Raw genomic sequence first — 18,090 nt, 5'->3', positions numbered from 1 at the left:
GAGAAGACGGCCGGCGCGACCTCTTGAGATGGAGGCCGCGCCGCTTCCCGGCCGGTTCATGACAGCCGGGTTCATGTCCCTCCGGACCGTTACGGCACCGGGACCGGAGTGATTTCAGTCTGGGGCACCAACACTTTCCATGGCACCATCGGCATCAGGGGTTGCGAGCCGGCGTCCGGCGATGCCACCAGCACGGCGATGCCTCCACGGAGCGCGCCCGTCAGAGAATGTGTGACCAGCGGATAGGCGCCGGCCGATTCCACGACCACGTCGAAGACGGCCGCGCCGCCCGGGCCCACCACGTAGGTTTGCACCCCGCTCAGCTTATTGGCCGGGTTGCCGCTCTCATACACGCTGTCCCAAATCTCGCCGATCGGATGGAAGGCCGAAAATTCGTTCGGACCCGCGTTCACAAAAAAGATCCGTACCCGCTCGCCGGGCTTGGCGTCGAGTTTGCCGCCACCGGTGACGAACGGATGATATTTGAAGACCCCCCCGTTGAAGATCACGTGCTCGAACTTCCGGTCGAACATGGCCTGCACGTCGTCCGGATTCTTGTACAGTTCCGACTGCACCAGCACGTACTCGCGATCGGCTTTCGGCCAGGCTTTGGCATTCTTCGGATCCACGATGACGGCGCCGAACATGCCGCGGGCCACGTGTTGGATCATCGGCGGCGCGCCGCAGTGGTAGAAGAAGACGCCCGGTTTCTTGGCGACGAAGGAATAGGTGAGGGTTTCGCCCGCATTGATGGCGCGATAGTTCTTCAAGAAGTCGATCTCGGCCGCATGAAAGTCCATCGCGTGCGGATATTTGTTCGTCGCGGGATTCGTGAGCGTGAACTTGATCGTATCGCCTTCCGTGACGCGAATCACGGGCCCGGGCATCGTTCCGTTGAACGTCCAGGCGGCGTACTTCTCGCCGCTGCCGTCGATGACGACATCGGTCTCGACCGCCGTCATCGCAACTTCGTGCGTCTTGGCGTTGGCCGGAGTCGCATCGAGCGAAAGCGGAATCAGCAGGCAGGCGGCAAGACCGGCGAGGATGGGATGCGGATGCGGACGACGAGTCTCCATATTGGGGCCTCCTTCTTGGAGATGACAGCCAGGTTATGAAAAAAGGGTCGAACTGTGCCGGCAGGATACAGAAGGAGGTAGAAGCAAAAACATGATATTCGTCATGTTTTTGGAAAATACCCGACAGGCGCGTGAAATTAGACGGATGCGAAGGACTTGAGGCGCGCGAGGTCCTTGATAATCAACCGGTTTGCCGTCCCGGCCACGAGACGGTCCTTTTTGAACCGGCTCATGATGCGGATGGCGGTTTCGGTCGTGGTGCCGATCATGTCAGCCATGTCCTGACGGGTGAGACGCACGGCGAGCCTGATGCCCTGCGGATCCGGAACGCCGCTGCGTTCGGCCAGGTCAAGCAACAGGGCCGCCAGGCGTTGATCGGTGCGGTCCAAGGCGAGCAACTTGGCTTTCTCCTGCGCTTCGTTGAGCCGGGCGCCCAGATATTTGATGACTTCGAGCGCGGCGTCGGGACTGCGCCGAAGCAATTCGAAATAGGCGGTCTTTTTCATCCTCAAGACGCTCACGTCGCCCATCGATTGTGCGGCGCCCGGATGGCAGGCTCCGTCGAAGGCGGCGGCGTCGCAACAGAACAGGTCGCCTGGCATCAACATTTTCAACGTGCATTCCTTGCCCTCGGGCGAGGACTTGACGCACTTGACGATGCCTTCTTTGACGATGTGGAAGTATTCGGTGGGATCGCCTTCGCGGAAGATGTAATCGTCTTTACCGTAGCGGGCTTCCGACAGCTCGCCGAGCATGTGACGACGGTCCGTGTCGGACAGGATATTGAGCAGGGGAATGTGTGCGATCCCCGGCGGAAGGGCCGCAGCCTCCCCGTTACTTGATGATTTGCTTTGCCGCTTCGACAATGGAGCGCGCTCCTATGCCAAAGTGATCGACGAGCTCTTCGGGTTTCCCGCTGTGAGGGATGACCCGCACGGCGAGCTTGTGCACGCGGATGCCCTCGGCGCCGACGGCGCCCAGCACGGAATCGCCGAGTCCGCCGTGCGCGTAGTGGTCTTCGACGGTGAGGATCCGCCCCTGCGTCGAGCGAGCGCAATCCAGCAGCGTGGTGCGGTCGATGGGGACGATGCTGTACAGATCGACCACGCGTACGGAGATCCCGGCCGCTTTCAATTGATCGTGGGCTTTGAGCGCTTCAAATAGGGTGACGCCCGCCGCTACGATGGTGAGGACGTCCGATTGACCGTGGCGGACGACTTTCGATCCGCCGATGGGGAACCGCTCGTCCGCCCCGTATATCACGGGCGCCTTCGGCCGGCCGGCGCGCAGATACACCATGCCCTTATGGGCCGCGGCGGCTTCGACGAGCCGGTAGGTGCTGGTGGCGTCCGACGGATAGAGGACCGTCACCCCCGGTTGTGCGGCCATCATCGCGATGTCCTCAAGGCCCATCTGCGACGGTCCGTCTTCTCCGATGCTGACCCCGACGTGCGTGCCGACGAGTTTGATGTTCGAGCCGCTGATGGCGGCCATGCGGATGAAGTCGTATGCTCTGGTGAAAAAGGCGGCGAAGGTGGCGACGAAGGGAATTTTCCCGCAGGCGGCGAGTCCGGCCGCCGCGCCGAGCATGTTTTGCTCCGCAATAAAACTTTCGAAGAATCGGTTCGGAAATTTCTTGCCGAATTTTTCGGTGTAGGTCGAATTTTTCACATCGGCATCGAGCGCCACGATCTGCTGGTTGACGGCCCCGATCGCCTCGAGCGCTACGCCGAAGGCCTCTCGTGTCGCGGCTGAATCACCGATCTTATAGGGAGAAGCCGGCATGGTCCCCGCGGCTGCAGGAGCAGTCGTGGGCGGGACCGGCTTCGGGATGACGACCTGGGTGCCGTTTGGCTTGAATTGCTTGGTCAATTCGTCGACGGCTTTTTGCATGTCCTCGCCCTTCGGGATGGGCTTGCCGTGCCAGTTGGCATGGTCCTCCATGAAGGAGATGCCCCGGCCCTTGAAGGTCTTGGCCAAAATTACCGTGGGGCGCCCTTTTGTCTCGGCGGCCTTCGAGAAGGCCGAGACGATCGCCGTGAGGTCGTGACCGTCGATCACTATCGCGTGCCATCCGAAGCCGGACCAGCGGGCGCGATAGGCATCCATATCATGTTGCAGCATCGTCGGGTCGCTCTGTCCGAGCCGGTTCACATCAATGATGGCGCAGAGATTGTCCAGGGCATACTGGCGGGCTATTTCCGCCGCTTCCCAGACGGAGCCTTCGACGGATTCTCCGTCCCCCATCAACACGTACGTGCGGCGGCTCAGCTTGTCGACGAATTTCGCATCGAGCGCGATACCGACGCCCACGGGAAGTCCTTGGCCGAGCGAGCCGGTTGCCATGTCCACGAACGGGAGCCGGGGAGTCGGATGGCCTTCGAGGTCGGACGTCAGGGTTCTCAGCTTGAGCAACTCGCTGACCGGAAACAGACCCGCTTCGGCCCAGGCGGCGTACAGCAGCGGAGCGGCGTGTCCCTTTGACAGGACGAATCGGTCGCTGTTGGGAGCCTTGGGGTTCTTCGGATCGTACCGCATGACGTGGAAGAACAGGGCGGACACAATGTCCGCGGCGGAGCAGCAACTCGACGGATGTCCGCTGCCGGCCTCGCTGGTGGCCCGAACGCTTTCGATCCGGAGCGTCGTGGCTTTATTATGGAGCGTCGTGAGGAGATCGGGGGTGAGGCTCGGGCTGGCCATTGAAACTCCTTTCTGGAATTCCGCCGGGCGCTCTCGTGCGTTCACTCGCGCGCGGCGGCAAGAAGAGAAAACTCAGGCTAGCAAACCCGAGGCGGACGAGTCAATGAAGTCGGACGCGAGGTCTCCGGCGATCATGCGGGCGAGGCGGGAGTAATGGTCGACACTTCTTCCGAACACGACCCTTCGACTCCGTTGTACGAACTGACCGAGAAATAATACCGTGTCTCGGGGCGCAGGTTATGTACGGTTCCCTTGGGTTGCGAGACGAAGAGCGACGCTTCATACCGGCAGGATCCGCGCTGATTCGGAGACGAGCGTCCGTAATGAATGATGTATCCCGTCACCGCGGGATCGGGAACCGGATCCCAGGCCAGGGTGACGCTCAGTGACGACACGGATCCGCCGGTGTCCGGAACGGCCCCCATGGTATTTCCGCCGCCCTGTCCGCACGCGCTCAGCGCGGCGGGCATCAACGACAACAGCACGGCCTGAACGGTGCGAAACGGGAAACCGGATGTCGGGAGGAGGGTGGTCATCACAACCTCTCGTCGAATGGAGGTGAGGGGGCGGTCCTGTCGAGACGGATGGCTGATCGGCAGCGGGAAGGCTAGCAAAGGATTCGGGGGCGAGTCAATGAATGGGAATACATACTGTCTGTTACCCGCCGCCGATGGACCTGATTCCCGGTTTGACTCGCTGAACGGCGCTCCGGTATAGACCATCGAACAGTCGCTCTCCATCGAGACGACCGTCGCGATTCAATTCTCATCAACGGGAGGCAAGGCGAGGATGCGAGGGATGACGTGTGCGATCGTGTTGGTAGGTGTATTGGCCGTGAACGGCGCGGCCTCGGCGGTATTGGCGGGCGATGAGGACGGGTCGAAGGTGACGATCACGGCGCCCGCCGACGGCGCGAGCGTCGACGGCGCCTCCGTCGATCTCAAGTACGAATTGGCGAAGGGCGTCAAAGCCCATCATGCTCATGTCTATCTCGATGGGCAGTATCAGAAGGGATTCAAGGGGACCTTCACCAATCTGGCCCCTGGCAAACACGAAATCAAGGTCGTGGCGGCGACGGACGACCATAAGATGCTGGCGGCGGAATCCGTCGTCACGATTGAAGTGAAGTAGAAGAAGTAGAAACGGGGGGAAACTCCCGATCCCAATCCCGGAAGAACCGGAACAACAGATAGGCATTGATAAGGATCACGATCGTCAGAATGCCGTAAGTGGTCAGGGAGGAGGCCAGGTCCAACTCCCTGACCACCCGTGACAGTCCGAATCCCACCACCAATCCGTCGAAGACCATGCAGATCCGGCGGAACGTTTCCGGATCCATCCATTATCCGTTTTGTTGTCCGGCTGAGAAATCTTCGAGCGTGTAGTTGTCCAGGATGTCGGCAATCGCGTCGCGCACCGTTCCCATTACGTGTTGGACGGGACATCGGGGCTTTTCGGCGTACGGACAGTCCGAGCATTTCTGGTAGGCGGTCTTGCTGACACAGCCGATGGGAGCGAGCGGACCGTCCAGAATCCGAATGACCTGTCCCAGCGTGATCTGACTCGGCGGCTTGATCAGGACATAGCCGCCGCGAACTCCTCGGCGGCTGGATAAAAGGCCCGCGCGTTTGAGGGCCAACAGAATCTGCTCGAGAAATTCGACGGGGATGCCCTGGCGGTCGGCGATCTCGTGGCGCTGTAGCGTCTTGCTGCCGTTCGCGAGCGTCAATTCGAGAAGCGCCCGCAGGCCGTACTCACTTTTTTTTGAGAGCTTCATCTGTGCTGGAAATAAAGTGACTTAGTCAAGAATGGCAGGATAGGCCTGGAGGGTGATTGAGTCAAGGTTGCGGCCGTCTTTCCAGGCTTGTCCTAACGTGGCACTCTTTGCGGATTTCGTACGAAATGGGGAGACAGGATGAACGCGCAACTCATTGATCATAGAGGAGGTTTATTGACAGAGCCGCTCGATTCTTGATAGCTTCGACCGTCGGCTCGAGCATCGAGAGGTTGGTTATCGGCATCGGGGCGTGACTCTTCGTGACCTTTCAGGATCTCATCCTTACATTGCACCGATTTTGGGCCGATCAAGGCTGCGTCATTCATCAGCCTTATGATCTGGAGATGGGAGCGGGCACGTTTCATCCCGCCACGTTTCTGCGCGCGCTCGGTCCGGAACCCTGGCGGGCGGCCTACGCGCAGCCGTGCCGTCGTCCCACCGACGGGCGATACGGAGAGAATCCCAACCGGCTGCAGCATTATTATCAGTACCAAGTCGTGCTGAAGCCCTCGCCGGATAATATTCAGGAACTCTATCTCGAAAGTCTCGCCAGGCTGGGAATCAATCCGAAACAGCACGACATCCGGTTCATCCAGGACGACTGGGAATCGCCGACGCTGGGAGCTTGGGGCCTCGGCTGGGAGGTCCGGCTTGATGGGATGGAGATCACGCAGTTCACCTACTTCCAGGAAATCGGCGGGATCGAGCTCAGTCCGATCACAGGCGAAATCACCTACGGCACCGAGCGCATTGCAATGTATCTCCAGCAAGTGAACAACGTCTACGACCTCGCATGGACCGACCAGATCAAATATGGCGACATCCATCATGAATCCGAAGTGCAGTTCTCGCGGTATAACTTTGAAGAAGCCAACGTGGACATGCTGATGAGTGCGTTTCAGGCCTACGAAGCCGAAAGCAAGCGGCTGCTCGGCCACTCGGACCGGCGGCTTGCACTCCCTGCCTATGACTACTGCATCAAGTCTTCCCATGTGTTCAACCTCCTCGACGCGCGCGGCGCGATCAGCGTCGCGGAACGGACCGGCTATATCGGGCGGGTGCGCGCGTTGGCGAAGCAGTGCGCCGAGCGGTATATCGAGGAACGGGCCGCCATGGGACATCCGCTGATCGAGCGCCGGCCCAAGACGGCCGGTTCCCGTGGTCACAAGTAGGTCACGGTCAATGAACAAACACACCGCACGCCCATCAGCGACCAAGGTTGCCAAGTCCCCGGCTCGCCGCGACGGCGGCGAACTGCTCCTGGAAATCGGCACCGAGGAACTGCCGTATCACTTCATCGTTCCGGCCCTCGCACATCTCAAGGAGCAGGCGACCCGGGCTCTGACAGAGGCCCGCCTGTCCTACGGCGCCCTCCGCAGCTATGGGACGCCGCGGCGGCTCGTGCTCATCGTCGACGGGCTGGCGCTCCGGCAGGCTTCGGTGGTCAAGGAGGCGATGGGCCCGTCGAAGGCGGTGGCCTTTGACGCCGGCGGGCAGCCGACCAAAGCGGCCCTGGGATTCGCCGCCGGTCAAGGCATCGCCGTCGAATCGCTGCAGGTACGGGCTACACCCAAAGGCGAATATGTGTTTGCGGTCAAGCAGGATGCGGGGCGTCCCGCCAAGGCCGTCTTGCAGGAACTGCTGCCGCAACTCGTCGGCGGTTTGACGTTTCCGAAGGCGATGAAGTGGAACGAGAGCGGCGTTCGATTCGCGCGGCCGGTACGGTGGATCCTGGCGGTTTTCGCGGGCGCGGTTTTGCCGATTCAGGCCGCGGGCCTCACGGCCGGGAATCGAACCTACGGCCATCGGGTGAAGGCGGGCCATCGCCCCATCATCGTGCGCGACGCCAAGTCCTACGAGGCGGCACTGGAACGGGGCGGGGTCCTGGTCGATCCCGAGCGGAGACGGACCCTGATTCAATCGCAACTGAACCGGCTGTGCGCGACGGCCGGCTTCGCGCTGCACGCCGATGAGTCGCTGCTCGACCAGGCGGTCTTCACCACCGAATGGCCGCAGGCCTTGATCGGCGGGTTCAAGCCGGACTATCTCGCCGTGCCGTCGGACATTCTGATGACCTCGATGAAGGAGCACCAAGGATTCTTCTCGGTCAGGAACAAGAACACAGACGCCCTCGCTCCGCACTTCATCGCCGTGGCCAATACTCAGATCAAGGATCTGTCGCTGATTCGCGCCGGCAACGAGCGTGTGCTGGCCGCCCGGCTTGCCGATGCGAAGTTTTTCTTCGACGAAGATCGAAAGGTGAGACTTGGGGCGCGCGTCGCAAAGCTGGCGGGCGTGACGTTCCATCAAAAGCTGGGAACGATGGGCCAGAAGCAGGAGCGGGTCAGGAAGCTGGCCGAATTTCTCGCGGCGCAGGCCGATCCCGGCGATGCCGAGTTGGGACGCATCTGCGGCCGGGCCGGGGCCTTGTGTAAGGCTGATCTCCTGACGGGCATCGTCGGCGAGTTTCCGGAGTTGCAGGGGATCATGGGCGGAGAATATGCCCGTCACGACGGGGAGTCTGCCGCGGTGGCGCAGGCGGTTCGTGAACAATATTTACCCAAGGCGCTCGAAGGGGAACTGCCGGGTTCGCTGCCGGGGCAACTGCTGTCGATGGCCGACCGGCTCGACTCGATCGCCGCGTTTTTTCACGTCGGTCTCGTGCCGACCGGCTCCGAGGACCCGTTTGCGCTTCGCCGCCATGCCACAGCGATCGTGCGTATCGTGCTGGAGGGAGGACTCCGGTTGGATCTGCGTTGTGCCATCGAGGAGGCTCGGGCTCTTGTCGTTGCCGAAGGTTTCAAAGGCACGCCGGAATCCGAGCAGAGTGTGCGCCGCATCACGGACTTCGTGTTCGAGCGTGTACGCCACTATGGCCGTACCGTGCATCGTTTGCGGGACGACGTCATGGACGCGGTGTTGCGGGCGGTGTCAGGAACCGCGCTCGATTTGGCGGACGTCCTCCGGAGAATGCAGGCGTTGCAGGCTGTCACGCTCGAGCCCGAGTTCGATCCGCTCATCGTCGGATTCAAACGAGCCTCCCGGATCGTCGAGAAGGAGCAGTGGAATCGAGAGCCGGTCAATCCGGCCCTGTTCAGCCATCCGGCCGAGGAGGCACTTCACCGGCAGGCGGACGAGCGTCGAAAAGACTTCGAAGTCGAGATGAAACAGGGACGGTACGACCGGGCCTTGGGCCATCTCGTGCGATTGAAGCCGGTCATCGATGAGTTCTTCACAGGGGTCATGGTCAACGCCGAGGATCCGGCCGTCCGCGGCAACCGTCTGTCGCTGCTGAAAACGGTGGATGAGTTTTTCAAGTCGTTCGCCGACTTTTCGCGTATTATGGTACAAGGTGGTTAGACGGCTTGTGTCCCTGGGTGAGGGGGATGGAGCGACCGTACCCCACAATCGAACCTGGCGAACCTGCGTCCCGGGAGTCTCGCGCGCCGGTGGCGAAAGTGCGTCAGTATACGATGCTCGTCACGCTCGGCTTGATCGTGCTCTGCAACGGCATTCTGATCTTCGGGGTTTGGGTCAGTGGTGTGAACCTCGACGAGTTGGTCAAGACGCCGGATCTCTTCAATGCCACGAAAGATGTCTGTCTGAGATTGACCTGGGAGAGGGTGCCCGGCGCTTCGGAACCCGTCCGTCTGTGTTCCGAATGGATCAATCTGGCCGATCCGTCCGGGGCGCCGCACCACTTGGCGAGCGATCTCAAAGTTCGGCAGGGTCCCGATGGACGGTACTATTTCGACCAAAGCATCCGGCCTGATTTTCGGCTGCTGGCGCTCGCGCTGTTCGTCGGGGCCGTACTCTTATTCGGTCTCTGGGCGAGGCGCTATCTCGTAAGCCGCTATCGGCTTCAATTGGAGGCGGCCGCACCGCGCAGTTCATGAATTCTCCACGGGTCGTGGAGCGGAAGGAGAGGGCACGCGTGGCAAAGAAATACGTTTACTACTTCGGGGACGGCAAAGCCGAGGGCACGTCGAACATGAAAGAGTTGCTCGGCGGAAAAGGCGCGGGGTTGGCCGAAATGACCAATCTGGGTATCTCCGTTCCGCCCGGCTTCACGATTTCGACCGAAGCCTGCGTCGAATATTACAAGCTGGGGAAAAAGTATCCGCCCGGGATGTGGGAAGCGGCCTTGCAGGCCCTGAAGCGGATTGAACGATCCATGGGCATGGGATTCGGCGATCCCGAGCGCCCGCTGCTGGTGTCGGTGCGGTCCGGCGCGCGCGCCTCCATGCCGGGAATGATGGACACGGTGCTGAACGTGGGCTTGACCACCAAGACCGTCGAAGGTCTGGCCGCCAAGACCCGCAACGACCGGTTCGCCCAGGACAGCTACCGCCGGTTCGTGTCGATGTTCGGCAGCATCGTCATGGGCGTCCCGCGCGAACATTTCGAGGCCATTCTCAAGCACAAGAAAACCGAAGTCGGCGTCGCGCACGAAACCCATCTCGACGCGAGACACCTGCGCGAGCTGGTCGCGAGCTTCAAGGCGCTGGTTAAAGAGGAAACCAAGAAGGATTTTCCGGACGAGCCGCTGGAGCAATTGCGGATGGCCATCAGCGCCGTCTTCTCCTCCTGGTTCGGCGCGCGGGCCATCACGTACCGCCGGCTGTACGGCATTCCCGATGCGTGGGGGACGGCGGTGAACGTCGTCGCCATGGTGTTCGGCAACATGGGCGAGACGAGCGGGACCGGCGTCGCGTTCACCCGGAGCCCGAGTTCCGGTGAGAAGACGTTCTTCGGCGAATGCCTGATGAACGCACAGGGTGAAGACGTGGTGGCGGGCATCCGCACGCCGCTGCCCGTGAACGCGCTCGCGAAGAACGTGCCAGAGGCCTACAAGGACCTGGAACATACCTACAAGAAGCTCGAGAAACATTACCGCGACATGCTGGACCTGGAGTTTACGATCCAGGAAGGCAAGCTCTACATGCTGCAGACCCGCGTCGGCAAACGCACCGGGATCGCGGCCGTCAAGATTGCCGTGGACATGGTGAAAGAGGGAGCCATCACCCGGCAGGAAGCGGTTCAACGGATCGGAGCGGATCAGCTGGCGCAATATCTCTATCCTATTTTCGATACCAAAGAAGAATCCAAGGCCAATCCGTTGGGTAAGGGATTGCCGGCCGGTCCCGGCGCGGCGGCCGGTAAGATCGCCCTGACGCCCGATCGCGCCGTGGACATGAAGGCGGCGGGAACCCGGGTCGTGCTGGTCCGACAGGAGACGAGTCCGGACGATATTCACGGAATGAACGCGGCGGCCGGGTTTCTTACCGCCCGTGGCGGGATGACCTCCCATGCGGCGGTCGTGGCCCGCCAGATGGGCAAAGTCTGCGTAGCAGGGTGCGAATCCGTGGAAGTGCTGGATGCCCAAACGGTGAAGATCGGCGCCAAGACGTTCCGCGAAGGCGATTATTTGTCGATCAACGGATCCACGGGCAACGTGTATGAAGGCGATATTCCCGTCGTGGAATCCGAGATCATCCAGGTGATCCAGGGCAAGCTCGATCCGAGAAAGTCGGACAAGTTCCAGCGGTTCGCCACGATTCTCTCCTGGGCCGACAGCTTCCGGACTCTGCGGGTGCGCGCCAACGCCGACGTGCCCGAGCAGGCCAACATCGCGCGGGGGTTCGGCGCCGAGGGCATCGGCCTCTGCCGCACGGAACACATGTTTTTCGCGGAGGACCGGATCACGATCATGCAGAAGATGATCCTGGCCCGGACGAAGGAAGAACGGGAAAAATTCCTCGATCAACTCCTGCCGCTGCAGAAGCAGGACTTCATCGGCCTCTACCGCGAGATGCAGGGATTTCCGGTGACCATCCGGCTCCTCGATCCCCCGCTGCACGAATTTCTCCCGAAGCGGGAAGAATTGATGGTGGAGATCGCGCAACTGGAATTGACGGGAGGGGACGGCGCCAAGCTCGAGGAAAAACGCCGGCTGCTCGCCCGCGTCGAGGAACTGCACGAATTCAATCCCATGCTCGGGCTCCGCGGCTGCCGGCTGGGGATCACGATGCCTGAGATTACGCGGATGCAGGCCAGAGCCATCATGGAAGCCGCCTGCGAGTTGGCGAAGGAAGGCAAGAAGATCGTGCCGGAGATCATGATTCCGTTGGTCGGCATGGTTTCCGAGATGAAGTCTCAAAAAGACTTGGTCCGTGAAGTCGCGCAGGAAACCATGAAGCGGTACAACGTCAAGCTGTCTTATTTCGTCGGCACCATGATCGAGTTGCCCCGCGCCGCAGTGACCGCCGACCGCATCGCCGAAGAGGCGGAATTTTTCTCATTCGGGACCAACGATTTGACGCAGACCACGTTCGGCTTTTCCCGCGACGACGCCGCAAAATTCATCGACCACTACAAGACCGTCAATGTCATGGAGTCCGATCCCTTCGCCGTCCTCGATCGGGAGGGTGTCGGCGCGCTGATGAAGCAGGCGATCTCGGCGGGCCGGAAGACTCGTCCTCAGATCAAGTTGGGCATCTGCGGAGAGCACGGAGGGGATCCGAGCTCGGTCGAGTTCTGCCACGAACTGGGGCTGGATTATGTCAGTTGCTCGCCTTACCGGGTGCCGATCGCCAGGCTTGCCGCGGCTCATGCCGCGTTGGCCGAAGCGGATGCCAAGAAAGCCGCCAAACCTTCTGCTGCGTCGCGCGCGAAACCGAAGAGCGCGGCGCGATCCTCGCGCCGTTCCCAGACGGCCCGTAAAACGGCCCGCAAGAAGACGCGATGATCGGTCGCATGGTTGAACGGAAGAGTCGCCTGATTAACCCGCGTGTCTTCGTCAGCCATGCGAGTTAACCCCGCGGACGACGACCGGTACATGTCCCTGGCGCTTCGTCTGGCGGAGAAGGGACGGGGGACGACCAGCCCAAACCCCATGGCGGGGGCTGTGGTGGTCAGGCGCGGCCGCATCGTAGGCCGAGGGTTTCATCTTCGTCCCGGCCTGCCGCACGCGGAAATTCTCGCCCTCCTCGAGGCGGGCCCCTTGTCCGAAGGGGCGGATCTCTACATCACTCTGGAACCCTGTTGCCATACGAAGAAACGCACTCCGCCGTGCGTCCCGGCTGTGCTCGATTCCAACTTGCGGCGCGTGATCGTCGCGACGACCGACCCGAATCCGCTGGTCGACGGCAAAGGCGTCGCGGCGCTCCGGCGTGCCGGACTTCCGGTCACCCTTGGCGTGAAGGAGCGAGAGGCTCAAGCGCTGAACCGAACCTATAGTCACTGGGTCACTGCAAGGCGGCCGTATGTCATTCTGAAGGCGGGGATGACGCTGGATGGGCAGATTGCGACGTCCACCGGTCGATCGCGGTGGATCACCGGCATGCCGTCTCGCAGAGATGCGCATCGGTTACGCACGCAGGTCGATGCGGTGTTGGTCGGCGTGGGCACGGTGCTGAAAGACGATCCGTCGTTGATCGCCAGAACGGGTCCGCGTTTGCTCGCGCCTGCCGATAGGCAGGCGCTGCGTGTCGTGGTCGACAGCACCCTCCGGGTGCCGCCTGGCGCCCATGTGCTTTCGGAGCAGGAAACCGCCAAGACGCTCGTTGCGACGACGACGGCTGCCTCCGTATCCCGCCGTCGAGCCCTCGAACAGCTTGGAATCGAGATCCTCATCCTGCCGTCGGCCGAGAAACAGGTGTCGTTGCCGGCGCTGTTGAGAGCGTTGGGCCACCGCGGAATCACGTCGGTGCTCGTCGAAGGCGGCGGCGAAATCAACGCATCGCTGCTTCGCGGGAAGCTCATCGATCACGTATGCTTGTACGTCGCCCCGATGTTACTGGGGGGGGCTGATGCCATGGGACTCATCGGCGGTCGGGGACCGGTGCGGCTCGCATCGGCTTCAGGGCTGCGCGGCATGAAAATCCGATCTCTCGGCGAGGATTTTTTGGTCGAAGGAGATTTGTGACCCCGTGGACGCTCGCGCTGGTCTTTCTTACCGCTCTGACCGCCCTCGGCCTGTGGAGTGAGCCGAGCTCCCGGGCCGCGGATGCCGACGCGCTGGCTCCGCTGATTTTCCAGTATCTGGATTCGCAGAATAGCGACGAAGCGGAACGGCTGCTGCGGGCGATCACGGCACGCCCTGACGCGTCGATCGAAACCGTTACGCAAATCGTCCAAACGGAATATCCGTATTCGTCGCAGCCCATCGGCACCCTGCCGGACGAGCAGGTCGTCGTCGACGGCCGGTCTTATCAGCTCGCGCTGTCTATTCCGCTCACCTATCAACCGTCCAAAGGCTATGCGTTGGTGGTGTGCCTGCACGGTGCCGGATTTACCGGCGAGGCCTATCTTGAACGATGGAGGGCTCGCCTGGAGGATGAATATTTGCTCGCCTGTCCGACGTATCCGGGGGGCGCGTGGTTCACCAAACGGGCGGAGACGCTCGTTCTCGCGTCCATCAAGCAGGTGCGGCGGCGGTATCATGTGGATCCCGACCAGATTTTCCTCACCGGCATGTCGAATGGCGGTATCGGCACATGGCTGATCGGGATGCACCACGCGCCGCTGTTCGCCGGTATCGCCCCGATGGCGAGCGGGCTGGATCAGGTGCTGATGCCCTTCCTCGCGAATCTGCGAAATACCCCAGTTTATATGATCCACGGCGAAAAGGACCAGGTCATGCCGGTCGAACTGAGCCGGTCGATTTCCCGCGAACTGACGGCACTGGGCTACCCACATGTATACCGGGAACATCAGGGCGAGCATCCGGTGGCCGGCGGCCACTACTTCCCGCGGGAGGAATTGCCCGAGCTGGCGGCCTGGCTCAATCGCCAGCGGCGCGATCCACTGCCCGCGAGACTGACGGTGGTTCGCGAGGCCAGCCACTTTCAGCCGTTCGATTGGGTACGGCTCGACGCCACCGATCCCATCGCCGCCTTTGCCGACGATTTGGTCAGCAAACGGGACGAGTCGATCCGCCGCCGGGAGTATGCCAAGCTCGACGCGACGATCGTCGCGCCGGATCGCATCGACGTGACGACGGAGCGGATCCGGCGCTACAGCCTGTTCCTCAATGAGGGAATGATCGACGTGACGAAGCCGTTGACCGTCTCGACCAACGGCAAGGTGTCGTTCGAAGGGCTCGTGACCCCGTCGGTGGAGCACCTGCTCAGGCAGATGCGGCTGCGCGACGATCCGCGGCAGCTGTTTTCCATCCACCTGACCATTTCGACGCAGACGCCATGATGTCCCTCCCGCCCGGCGCGGCGCCGCTGTTTGCCGCCGTCGTGATCGGCACGGTCGCGTGCTGGCCGGTCAGCCAAGCCCGCTCGGAGACCTGCTCATTGCAGGCGGACCACGCCGGATTAACGTTTCCCATCGACAAAGTCGATGCCGACTGGACCTGCCGGTTGCAGCCGGTCGTCGACGACTATACGACGGCCAACAAGATCGGCCCGGTGCGGACGGCGCTGACGGAGACCCTCTATACGTATCTGCTCGACCGACCGCCGACGGCGGCGGCGCTGATCAACCGTCTGGATCTGGGACTGTACAAGTCGGAGATTCGCGGCCCCGGCTTGTATTGGGGCGACGACGGGGAGGGGACTCAAGGGTTGGTCCATCTCGTCTATCATGATCGCTCGTCGCGGATCTACTATCTTGAAGGAACCCACCACAGCAGGCTGCTGCCCAGCCTGACAGGCAAGGCCGTGGTGCTCTTGAGAACCAAAGTCGTGCGGGAACCTGAGGGAACCGAGTCGATGGACACGACGATGGTGTCCTATATGAAGGTGGACAACCGCTTCGTCTCCGGGGTGCTGTCGCTCCTGCGCCCGCTCATCGGTAGCACGGTGGAAAAGAAGTTGGCGAAAGGGTTGGACACCGTCAATCGCCTTGGCGTCGAGATGCGCCGGCACCCCGATCGCGTCTTGTCCGAAGCCATGGATCCCCCGGCCTTGGACGCCGCCGACGTCGCGTTCCTGCAGCGCGCCCTCGCGGATCCGGCGCAAGTCCCGGGGCGTCCGCATGACGGGATGGTCCCATGACGTCCGCGCGAAGTTTCGTCCTGATCTGCACGGTCGGCGTACTCTGTTTTATCAGCTACAACATGGTGCGCATGCCCGTGCTGGCGCTATTTGCCGAATCGCTCGGCGCAGGGCCTGAGCGGATCGGATTGATCGTGTCGGTGTCGACGTTGACCGGCGTGCTCCTCAAGCTGCCGTCCGGCGCCCTGTCCGACATTTACGGCCGGACGATCCTGCTTCGGATCGGCGTCGTGGCTTTCGGCCTTCCCCCGTTCCTGTATCCGTTCATTACGGACCTGAACGCGTTGACCGCATTGCGGTTCGCGCATGGACTTGCGACGGCGATCTTCGCGCCGAGCGCCCTGGCGACCGTGGCGGAACTCTATCGGGAACGCCGCGGGGCAGCTCTCGGCACCTATACGGCTTGTACGCAGTCGGGTGCCTTGCTGGGGCCCTTCATCGGAGGCTATCTGGTCTATACGTCGGGATTCCCCGCGGCGTTCGTCACGGCCGGCGTGTTCGGATGCGCCGCGATCGTCCTCTTTTACAGCCTGCGGCTGAACGTGGCGCCCCCGCGCATGCAGGGAAGGGGACTGTCGGCGGTCACGGCGGAGATGTGGAAGGGGTTTACGGTGGTCTCGAGAAACAAGAAGGTGCTGATCACCAGTTCCACGGACGCGGCCAAGATGATTGCCAACGGCGCCTTGATGGCATTCCTGCCGCTGTACGGTCTGTCGGTGGGGTTAAATGCCGGGGATGTCGGATTGCTGTTCAGCGTGCAGGCATTCACGTCGTTTTTTTCCAAGCCGATCATGGGACGGGTATCCGACCGCATCGGGCGGCAGCCGCTCATCGTGCTGGGATTGATGATCTGCGCCGCCACGTTCGTTTGCATCCCGCATGTTTCGTTCTTTCCGCTCCTCCTGGTTCTGTCCGCCGGGTTTGGGTTCGGTGAGGCAGTGGTCTCGTCCTCATCCTCCGCCCTCGTGGCGGACAGCTCCGAGTTCAAGACGCTGGGGGCGGGCATGGGCATGCAGGGCACGATCATGGACATCGGACACGCGAGCGGGCCGCTCCTGGCCGGTATTCTGATCGCCGTGATGAGCTATGCCGGCGCCTTCGCCGTGATCGCCGGCCTGCAACTCGTGGCGGCGTCGGCCTTCTGGATTACGATGAGACAGGCGTGATCGGAGACAGGTTGAACACGAAACGACTATAATGCCGGTGATGGAAGAACATTCGACGGGAGATATCGTCATCGGCGTCGTCACGGTGTTGGGCGTTCTTGTCCTGATCGTCGTGTTCGTGTATGTCGTGAAGCAGGTATTTAGTAAAAAAGGGGAATAGGCTCCGTGTTTCTGCTTCTCCAGGATATTCAAGATGGCCTCCGGCAAGGCCGCAGCGAGCGGCTAGCCGAGGCGTACTATTTCTAGGGACGTTGAGGCTGGACGAGAAGCGGGAACGACGCCGTGGCAAGGCGCGTCTTGGCGCGCCGGGGTGCGCGGGTGAGAAGGGGCCATTTTCAATATCCTGTCATGTTCACCGGAATCGTCGAAGAAATGGGCGCCATACGGTCCGTCGACAAGACGCTCGCCGGCACGAGGATGACGATTCTCGCGACGGCCGTCATGAGCGACTTGAAGGTCGGGGACAGCGTGAGCGTGAACGGCGCCTGCTTGACGGTGGCGGAACGTCATGAAGCCTGGTTCGCGGTGGAGGTCTCTCCGGAAACGCTCTCGGTCACGACGCTCGGCCGTCTCGCGGCGGGCGCCCCGGTGAATTTGGAACGGGCCATGAAGCTGAACGAGCGCATCGGCGGTCATCTCGTGGCAGGCCACGTGGACGGAATCGGCAGGGTTCGCAGCCGCCGCTCGGACGCGAACGCCATCGTCGTCACGATCGATCTGCCGCCGGAGGTGCTGCGCTATTGCGTCATGAAAGGCTCGATCACGGTGGACGGAGTCAGTTTGACCATCAACGAGGTGGCCGACCATGCCGTATCGGTCGCGATCATTCCCCACACCGCCAAGGTGACGACGCTCGGCCTCAAGCAGGTCGATGATCCGGTGAATCTGGAATCGGACCTGATCGGCAAGTACGTCGAGCGATTGCTCCAGGATCGGAGCCAACTGTCCAAGCCGACTCCCGCCATCGATACGGACTACCTCAAGAAAAAGGGGCTCATCTAGAGTGCGATGGGCTTGGCTGCTCGCAGCCTGCGTGCTTCTATTCTTACTCCATACGGAACGTCTGGTAATCCGCGAGATGAGGCGAGCGAGTGTCATCGCGATCGGATCGGCTATGGCTCGTTCCGAGCGGAGGAGTTGTAGAGCAGGTAGAGGCCGATGCCGGCAAAGACGGACACGACGATCGCCACGGTCAGTTGGGCAAAGAAGCCGATCGGTCCGATGTAAACTTTATAGAGCTGGACCAGGACGATCGGCAGGCAGACAGCCACGAGGAGAGCCACCATGTGCCGCCGCTGATAGATCGGCTCTCCCGGTTTTCTCGACCACTTCATGATTGGACGCTCGCCGGCCGTCCGCCGGTC

The 18,090-nt window shown here is 61.8% G+C and carries 17 protein-coding genes; 10 read left to right on the top strand and 7 right to left on the bottom strand.

Annotated features, from left to right (window positions below; genetic code table 11):
* Positions 1-89: 89 nt before the first annotated feature.
* The 4 genes from NSJP_RS17700 to NSJP_RS17685 form a co-directional block, all read right to left on the bottom strand.
* Positions 90-1,076: a multicopper oxidase domain-containing protein gene (locus NSJP_RS17700; protein ID WP_080888199.1), complete on the bottom strand. Its 987-nt coding sequence runs from the start codon at positions 1,074-1,076 to the stop codon at positions 90-92.
* 137 nt (positions 1,077-1,213) lie between these two features.
* Positions 1,214-1,942 carry a Crp/Fnr family transcriptional regulator gene (locus tag NSJP_RS17695; RefSeq protein ID WP_155970437.1) on the bottom strand — a complete coding sequence of 243 codons (729 nt, stop codon included), beginning with the start codon at positions 1,940-1,942 and terminating at the stop codon, positions 1,214-1,216.
* A complete protein-coding gene (locus NSJP_RS17690) occupies positions 1,911-3,776 on the bottom strand; it encodes a transketolase (protein WP_080888197.1) in 1,866 nt (621 codons plus the stop codon). The genes NSJP_RS17695 and NSJP_RS17690 overlap by 32 nt, the downstream gene beginning before the upstream one ends.
* 131 nt (positions 3,777-3,907) lie before the next feature.
* Entirely contained in the window at positions 3,908-4,312 is a 405-nt protein-coding gene (locus NSJP_RS17685; RefSeq protein ID WP_172834439.1) for a fibronectin type III domain-containing protein, read from the bottom strand.
* A gap of 262 nt (positions 4,313-4,574) precedes the next feature.
* Here NSJP_RS17685 and NSJP_RS17680 point away from each other — a divergent pair, with 262 nt between their 5' ends.
* Complete coding sequence (locus tag NSJP_RS17680; protein ID WP_080888195.1) at positions 4,575-4,907, top strand: hypothetical protein; 333 nt, start codon at positions 4,575-4,577, stop codon at positions 4,905-4,907.
* On the opposite strand, the gene NSJP_RS17675 is transcribed toward NSJP_RS17680, so the two are convergent.
* Together NSJP_RS17675 and NSJP_RS17670 are read right to left on the bottom strand one after the other, a co-directional pair.
* Positions 4,888-5,115, bottom strand: coding sequence for a hypothetical protein (locus NSJP_RS17675; protein ID WP_080888194.1), 228 nt, complete (start codon positions 5,113-5,115; stop codon positions 4,888-4,890). The genes NSJP_RS17680 and NSJP_RS17675 overlap by 20 nt on opposite strands.
* A gap of 3 nt (positions 5,116-5,118) precedes the next feature.
* The gene (locus tag NSJP_RS17670) at positions 5,119-5,553 is read right to left on the bottom strand and encodes an RrF2 family transcriptional regulator (protein WP_080888193.1); all 435 of its coding nucleotides are present in this window, start codon (positions 5,551-5,553) and stop codon (positions 5,119-5,121) included.
* A gap of 260 nt (positions 5,554-5,813) precedes the next feature.
* Here NSJP_RS17670 and NSJP_RS17665 point away from each other — a divergent pair, with 260 nt between their 5' ends.
* The 9 genes from NSJP_RS17665 to NSJP_RS17625 all read left to right on the top strand — a co-directional run bounded on the left by NSJP_RS17665 (position 5,814) and on the right by NSJP_RS17625 (position 17,728).
* A complete protein-coding gene (locus tag NSJP_RS17665) occupies positions 5,814-6,725 on the top strand; it encodes a glycine--tRNA ligase subunit alpha (protein WP_080888192.1) in 912 nt (303 codons plus the stop codon).
* Between the two features lie 10 nt (positions 6,726-6,735).
* A complete protein-coding gene (gene glyS, locus NSJP_RS17660; RefSeq protein ID WP_080888191.1) occupies positions 6,736-8,913 on the top strand; it encodes a glycine--tRNA ligase subunit beta in 2,178 nt (725 codons plus the stop codon).
* Between the two features lie 89 nt (positions 8,914-9,002).
* On the top strand, positions 9,003-9,449 hold the full coding sequence (locus tag NSJP_RS17655) for a hypothetical protein (protein ID WP_155970434.1): 447 nt from the start codon (positions 9,003-9,005) through the stop codon (positions 9,447-9,449).
* A gap of 38 nt (positions 9,450-9,487) precedes the next feature.
* Complete coding sequence (ppdK, locus tag NSJP_RS17650) at positions 9,488-12,301, top strand: pyruvate, phosphate dikinase (RefSeq protein ID WP_231989425.1); 2,814 nt, start codon at positions 9,488-9,490, stop codon at positions 12,299-12,301.
* 57 nt (positions 12,302-12,358) lie between these two features.
* Positions 12,359-13,480: a bifunctional diaminohydroxyphosphoribosylaminopyrimidine deaminase/5-amino-6-(5-phosphoribosylamino)uracil reductase RibD gene (gene ribD / locus NSJP_RS17645; protein WP_080888188.1), complete on the top strand. Its 1,122-nt coding sequence runs from the start codon at positions 12,359-12,361 to the stop codon at positions 13,478-13,480.
* A complete protein-coding gene (locus tag NSJP_RS17640; protein WP_155970431.1) occupies positions 13,477-14,760 on the top strand; it encodes a carboxylesterase family protein in 1,284 nt (427 codons plus the stop codon). The genes ribD and NSJP_RS17640 overlap by 4 nt, the downstream gene beginning before the upstream one ends.
* A complete protein-coding gene (locus NSJP_RS17635; RefSeq protein ID WP_155970428.1) occupies positions 14,757-15,560 on the top strand; it encodes a hypothetical protein in 804 nt (267 codons plus the stop codon). Before NSJP_RS17640 ends, NSJP_RS17635 begins: the two co-directional genes overlap by 4 nt.
* Positions 15,557-16,726 carry an MFS transporter gene (locus NSJP_RS17630; protein WP_080888185.1) on the top strand — a complete coding sequence of 390 codons (1,170 nt, stop codon included), beginning with the start codon at positions 15,557-15,559 and terminating at the stop codon, positions 16,724-16,726. The genes NSJP_RS17635 and NSJP_RS17630 overlap by 4 nt, the downstream gene beginning before the upstream one ends.
* Positions 16,727-17,008: 282 nt before the next feature.
* Positions 17,009-17,728 carry a riboflavin synthase gene (locus NSJP_RS17625; protein ID WP_231989424.1) on the top strand — a complete coding sequence of 240 codons (720 nt, stop codon included), beginning with the start codon at positions 17,009-17,011 and terminating at the stop codon, positions 17,726-17,728.
* Positions 17,729-17,838: 110 nt separating this feature from the next.
* Here the strand turns inward: NSJP_RS17625 and NSJP_RS17620 are convergent, their stop codons facing one another.
* The gene (locus NSJP_RS17620; protein ID WP_080888183.1) at positions 17,839-18,060 is read right to left on the bottom strand and encodes a hypothetical protein; all 222 of its coding nucleotides are present in this window, start codon (positions 18,058-18,060) and stop codon (positions 17,839-17,841) included.
* Between the last annotated feature and the right edge of the window lie 30 nt (positions 18,061-18,090).

The sequence above is a fragment of the Nitrospira japonica genome, from assembly GCF_900169565.1.
GTDB classification, from domain to species: Bacteria; Nitrospirota; Nitrospiria; order Nitrospirales; family Nitrospiraceae; genus Nitrospira_C; species Nitrospira_C japonica_A.
The sequence above is the reverse complement of the archived record's forward strand: the minus strand, read 5'-3'. Positions and strand labels throughout refer to the sequence as shown.

Bases quoted from the DNA above. Each gene is read 5' to 3' on its own strand.
- NSJP_RS17620 (WP_080888183.1), bottom strand. From the start codon at position 18,060: ATGAAGTGGTCGAGAAAACCGGGAGAGCCGATCTATCAGCGGCGGCAC.
- NSJP_RS17630 (WP_080888185.1), top strand. From the start codon at position 15,557: ATGACGTCCGCGCGAAGTTTCGTCCTGATCTGCACGGTCGGCGTACTC.
- NSJP_RS17690 (WP_080888197.1), bottom strand. From the start codon at position 3,776: ATGGCCAGCCCGAGCCTCACCCCCGATCTCCTCACGACGCTCCATAAT.
- NSJP_RS17675 (WP_080888194.1), bottom strand. From the start codon at position 5,115: ATGGATCCGGAAACGTTCCGCCGGATCTGCATGGTCTTCGACGGATTG.
- glyS (WP_080888191.1), top strand. From the start codon at position 6,736: ATGAACAAACACACCGCACGCCCATCAGCGACCAAGGTTGCCAAGTCC.
- NSJP_RS17670 (WP_080888193.1), bottom strand. From the start codon at position 5,553: ATGAAGCTCTCAAAAAAAAGTGAGTACGGCCTGCGGGCGCTTCTCGAA.
- NSJP_RS17700 (WP_080888199.1), bottom strand. From the start codon at position 1,076: ATGGAGACTCGTCGTCCGCATCCGCATCCCATCCTCGCCGGTCTTGCC.
- ribD (WP_080888188.1), top strand. From the start codon at position 12,359: ATGCGAGTTAACCCCGCGGACGACGACCGGTACATGTCCCTGGCGCTT.
- NSJP_RS17635 (WP_155970428.1), top strand. From the start codon at position 14,757: ATGATGTCCCTCCCGCCCGGCGCGGCGCCGCTGTTTGCCGCCGTCGTG.
- NSJP_RS17680 (WP_080888195.1), top strand. From the start codon at position 4,575: ATGACGTGTGCGATCGTGTTGGTAGGTGTATTGGCCGTGAACGGCGCG.
- NSJP_RS17685 (WP_172834439.1), bottom strand. From the start codon at position 4,312: ATGACCACCCTCCTCCCGACATCCGGTTTCCCGTTTCGCACCGTTCAG.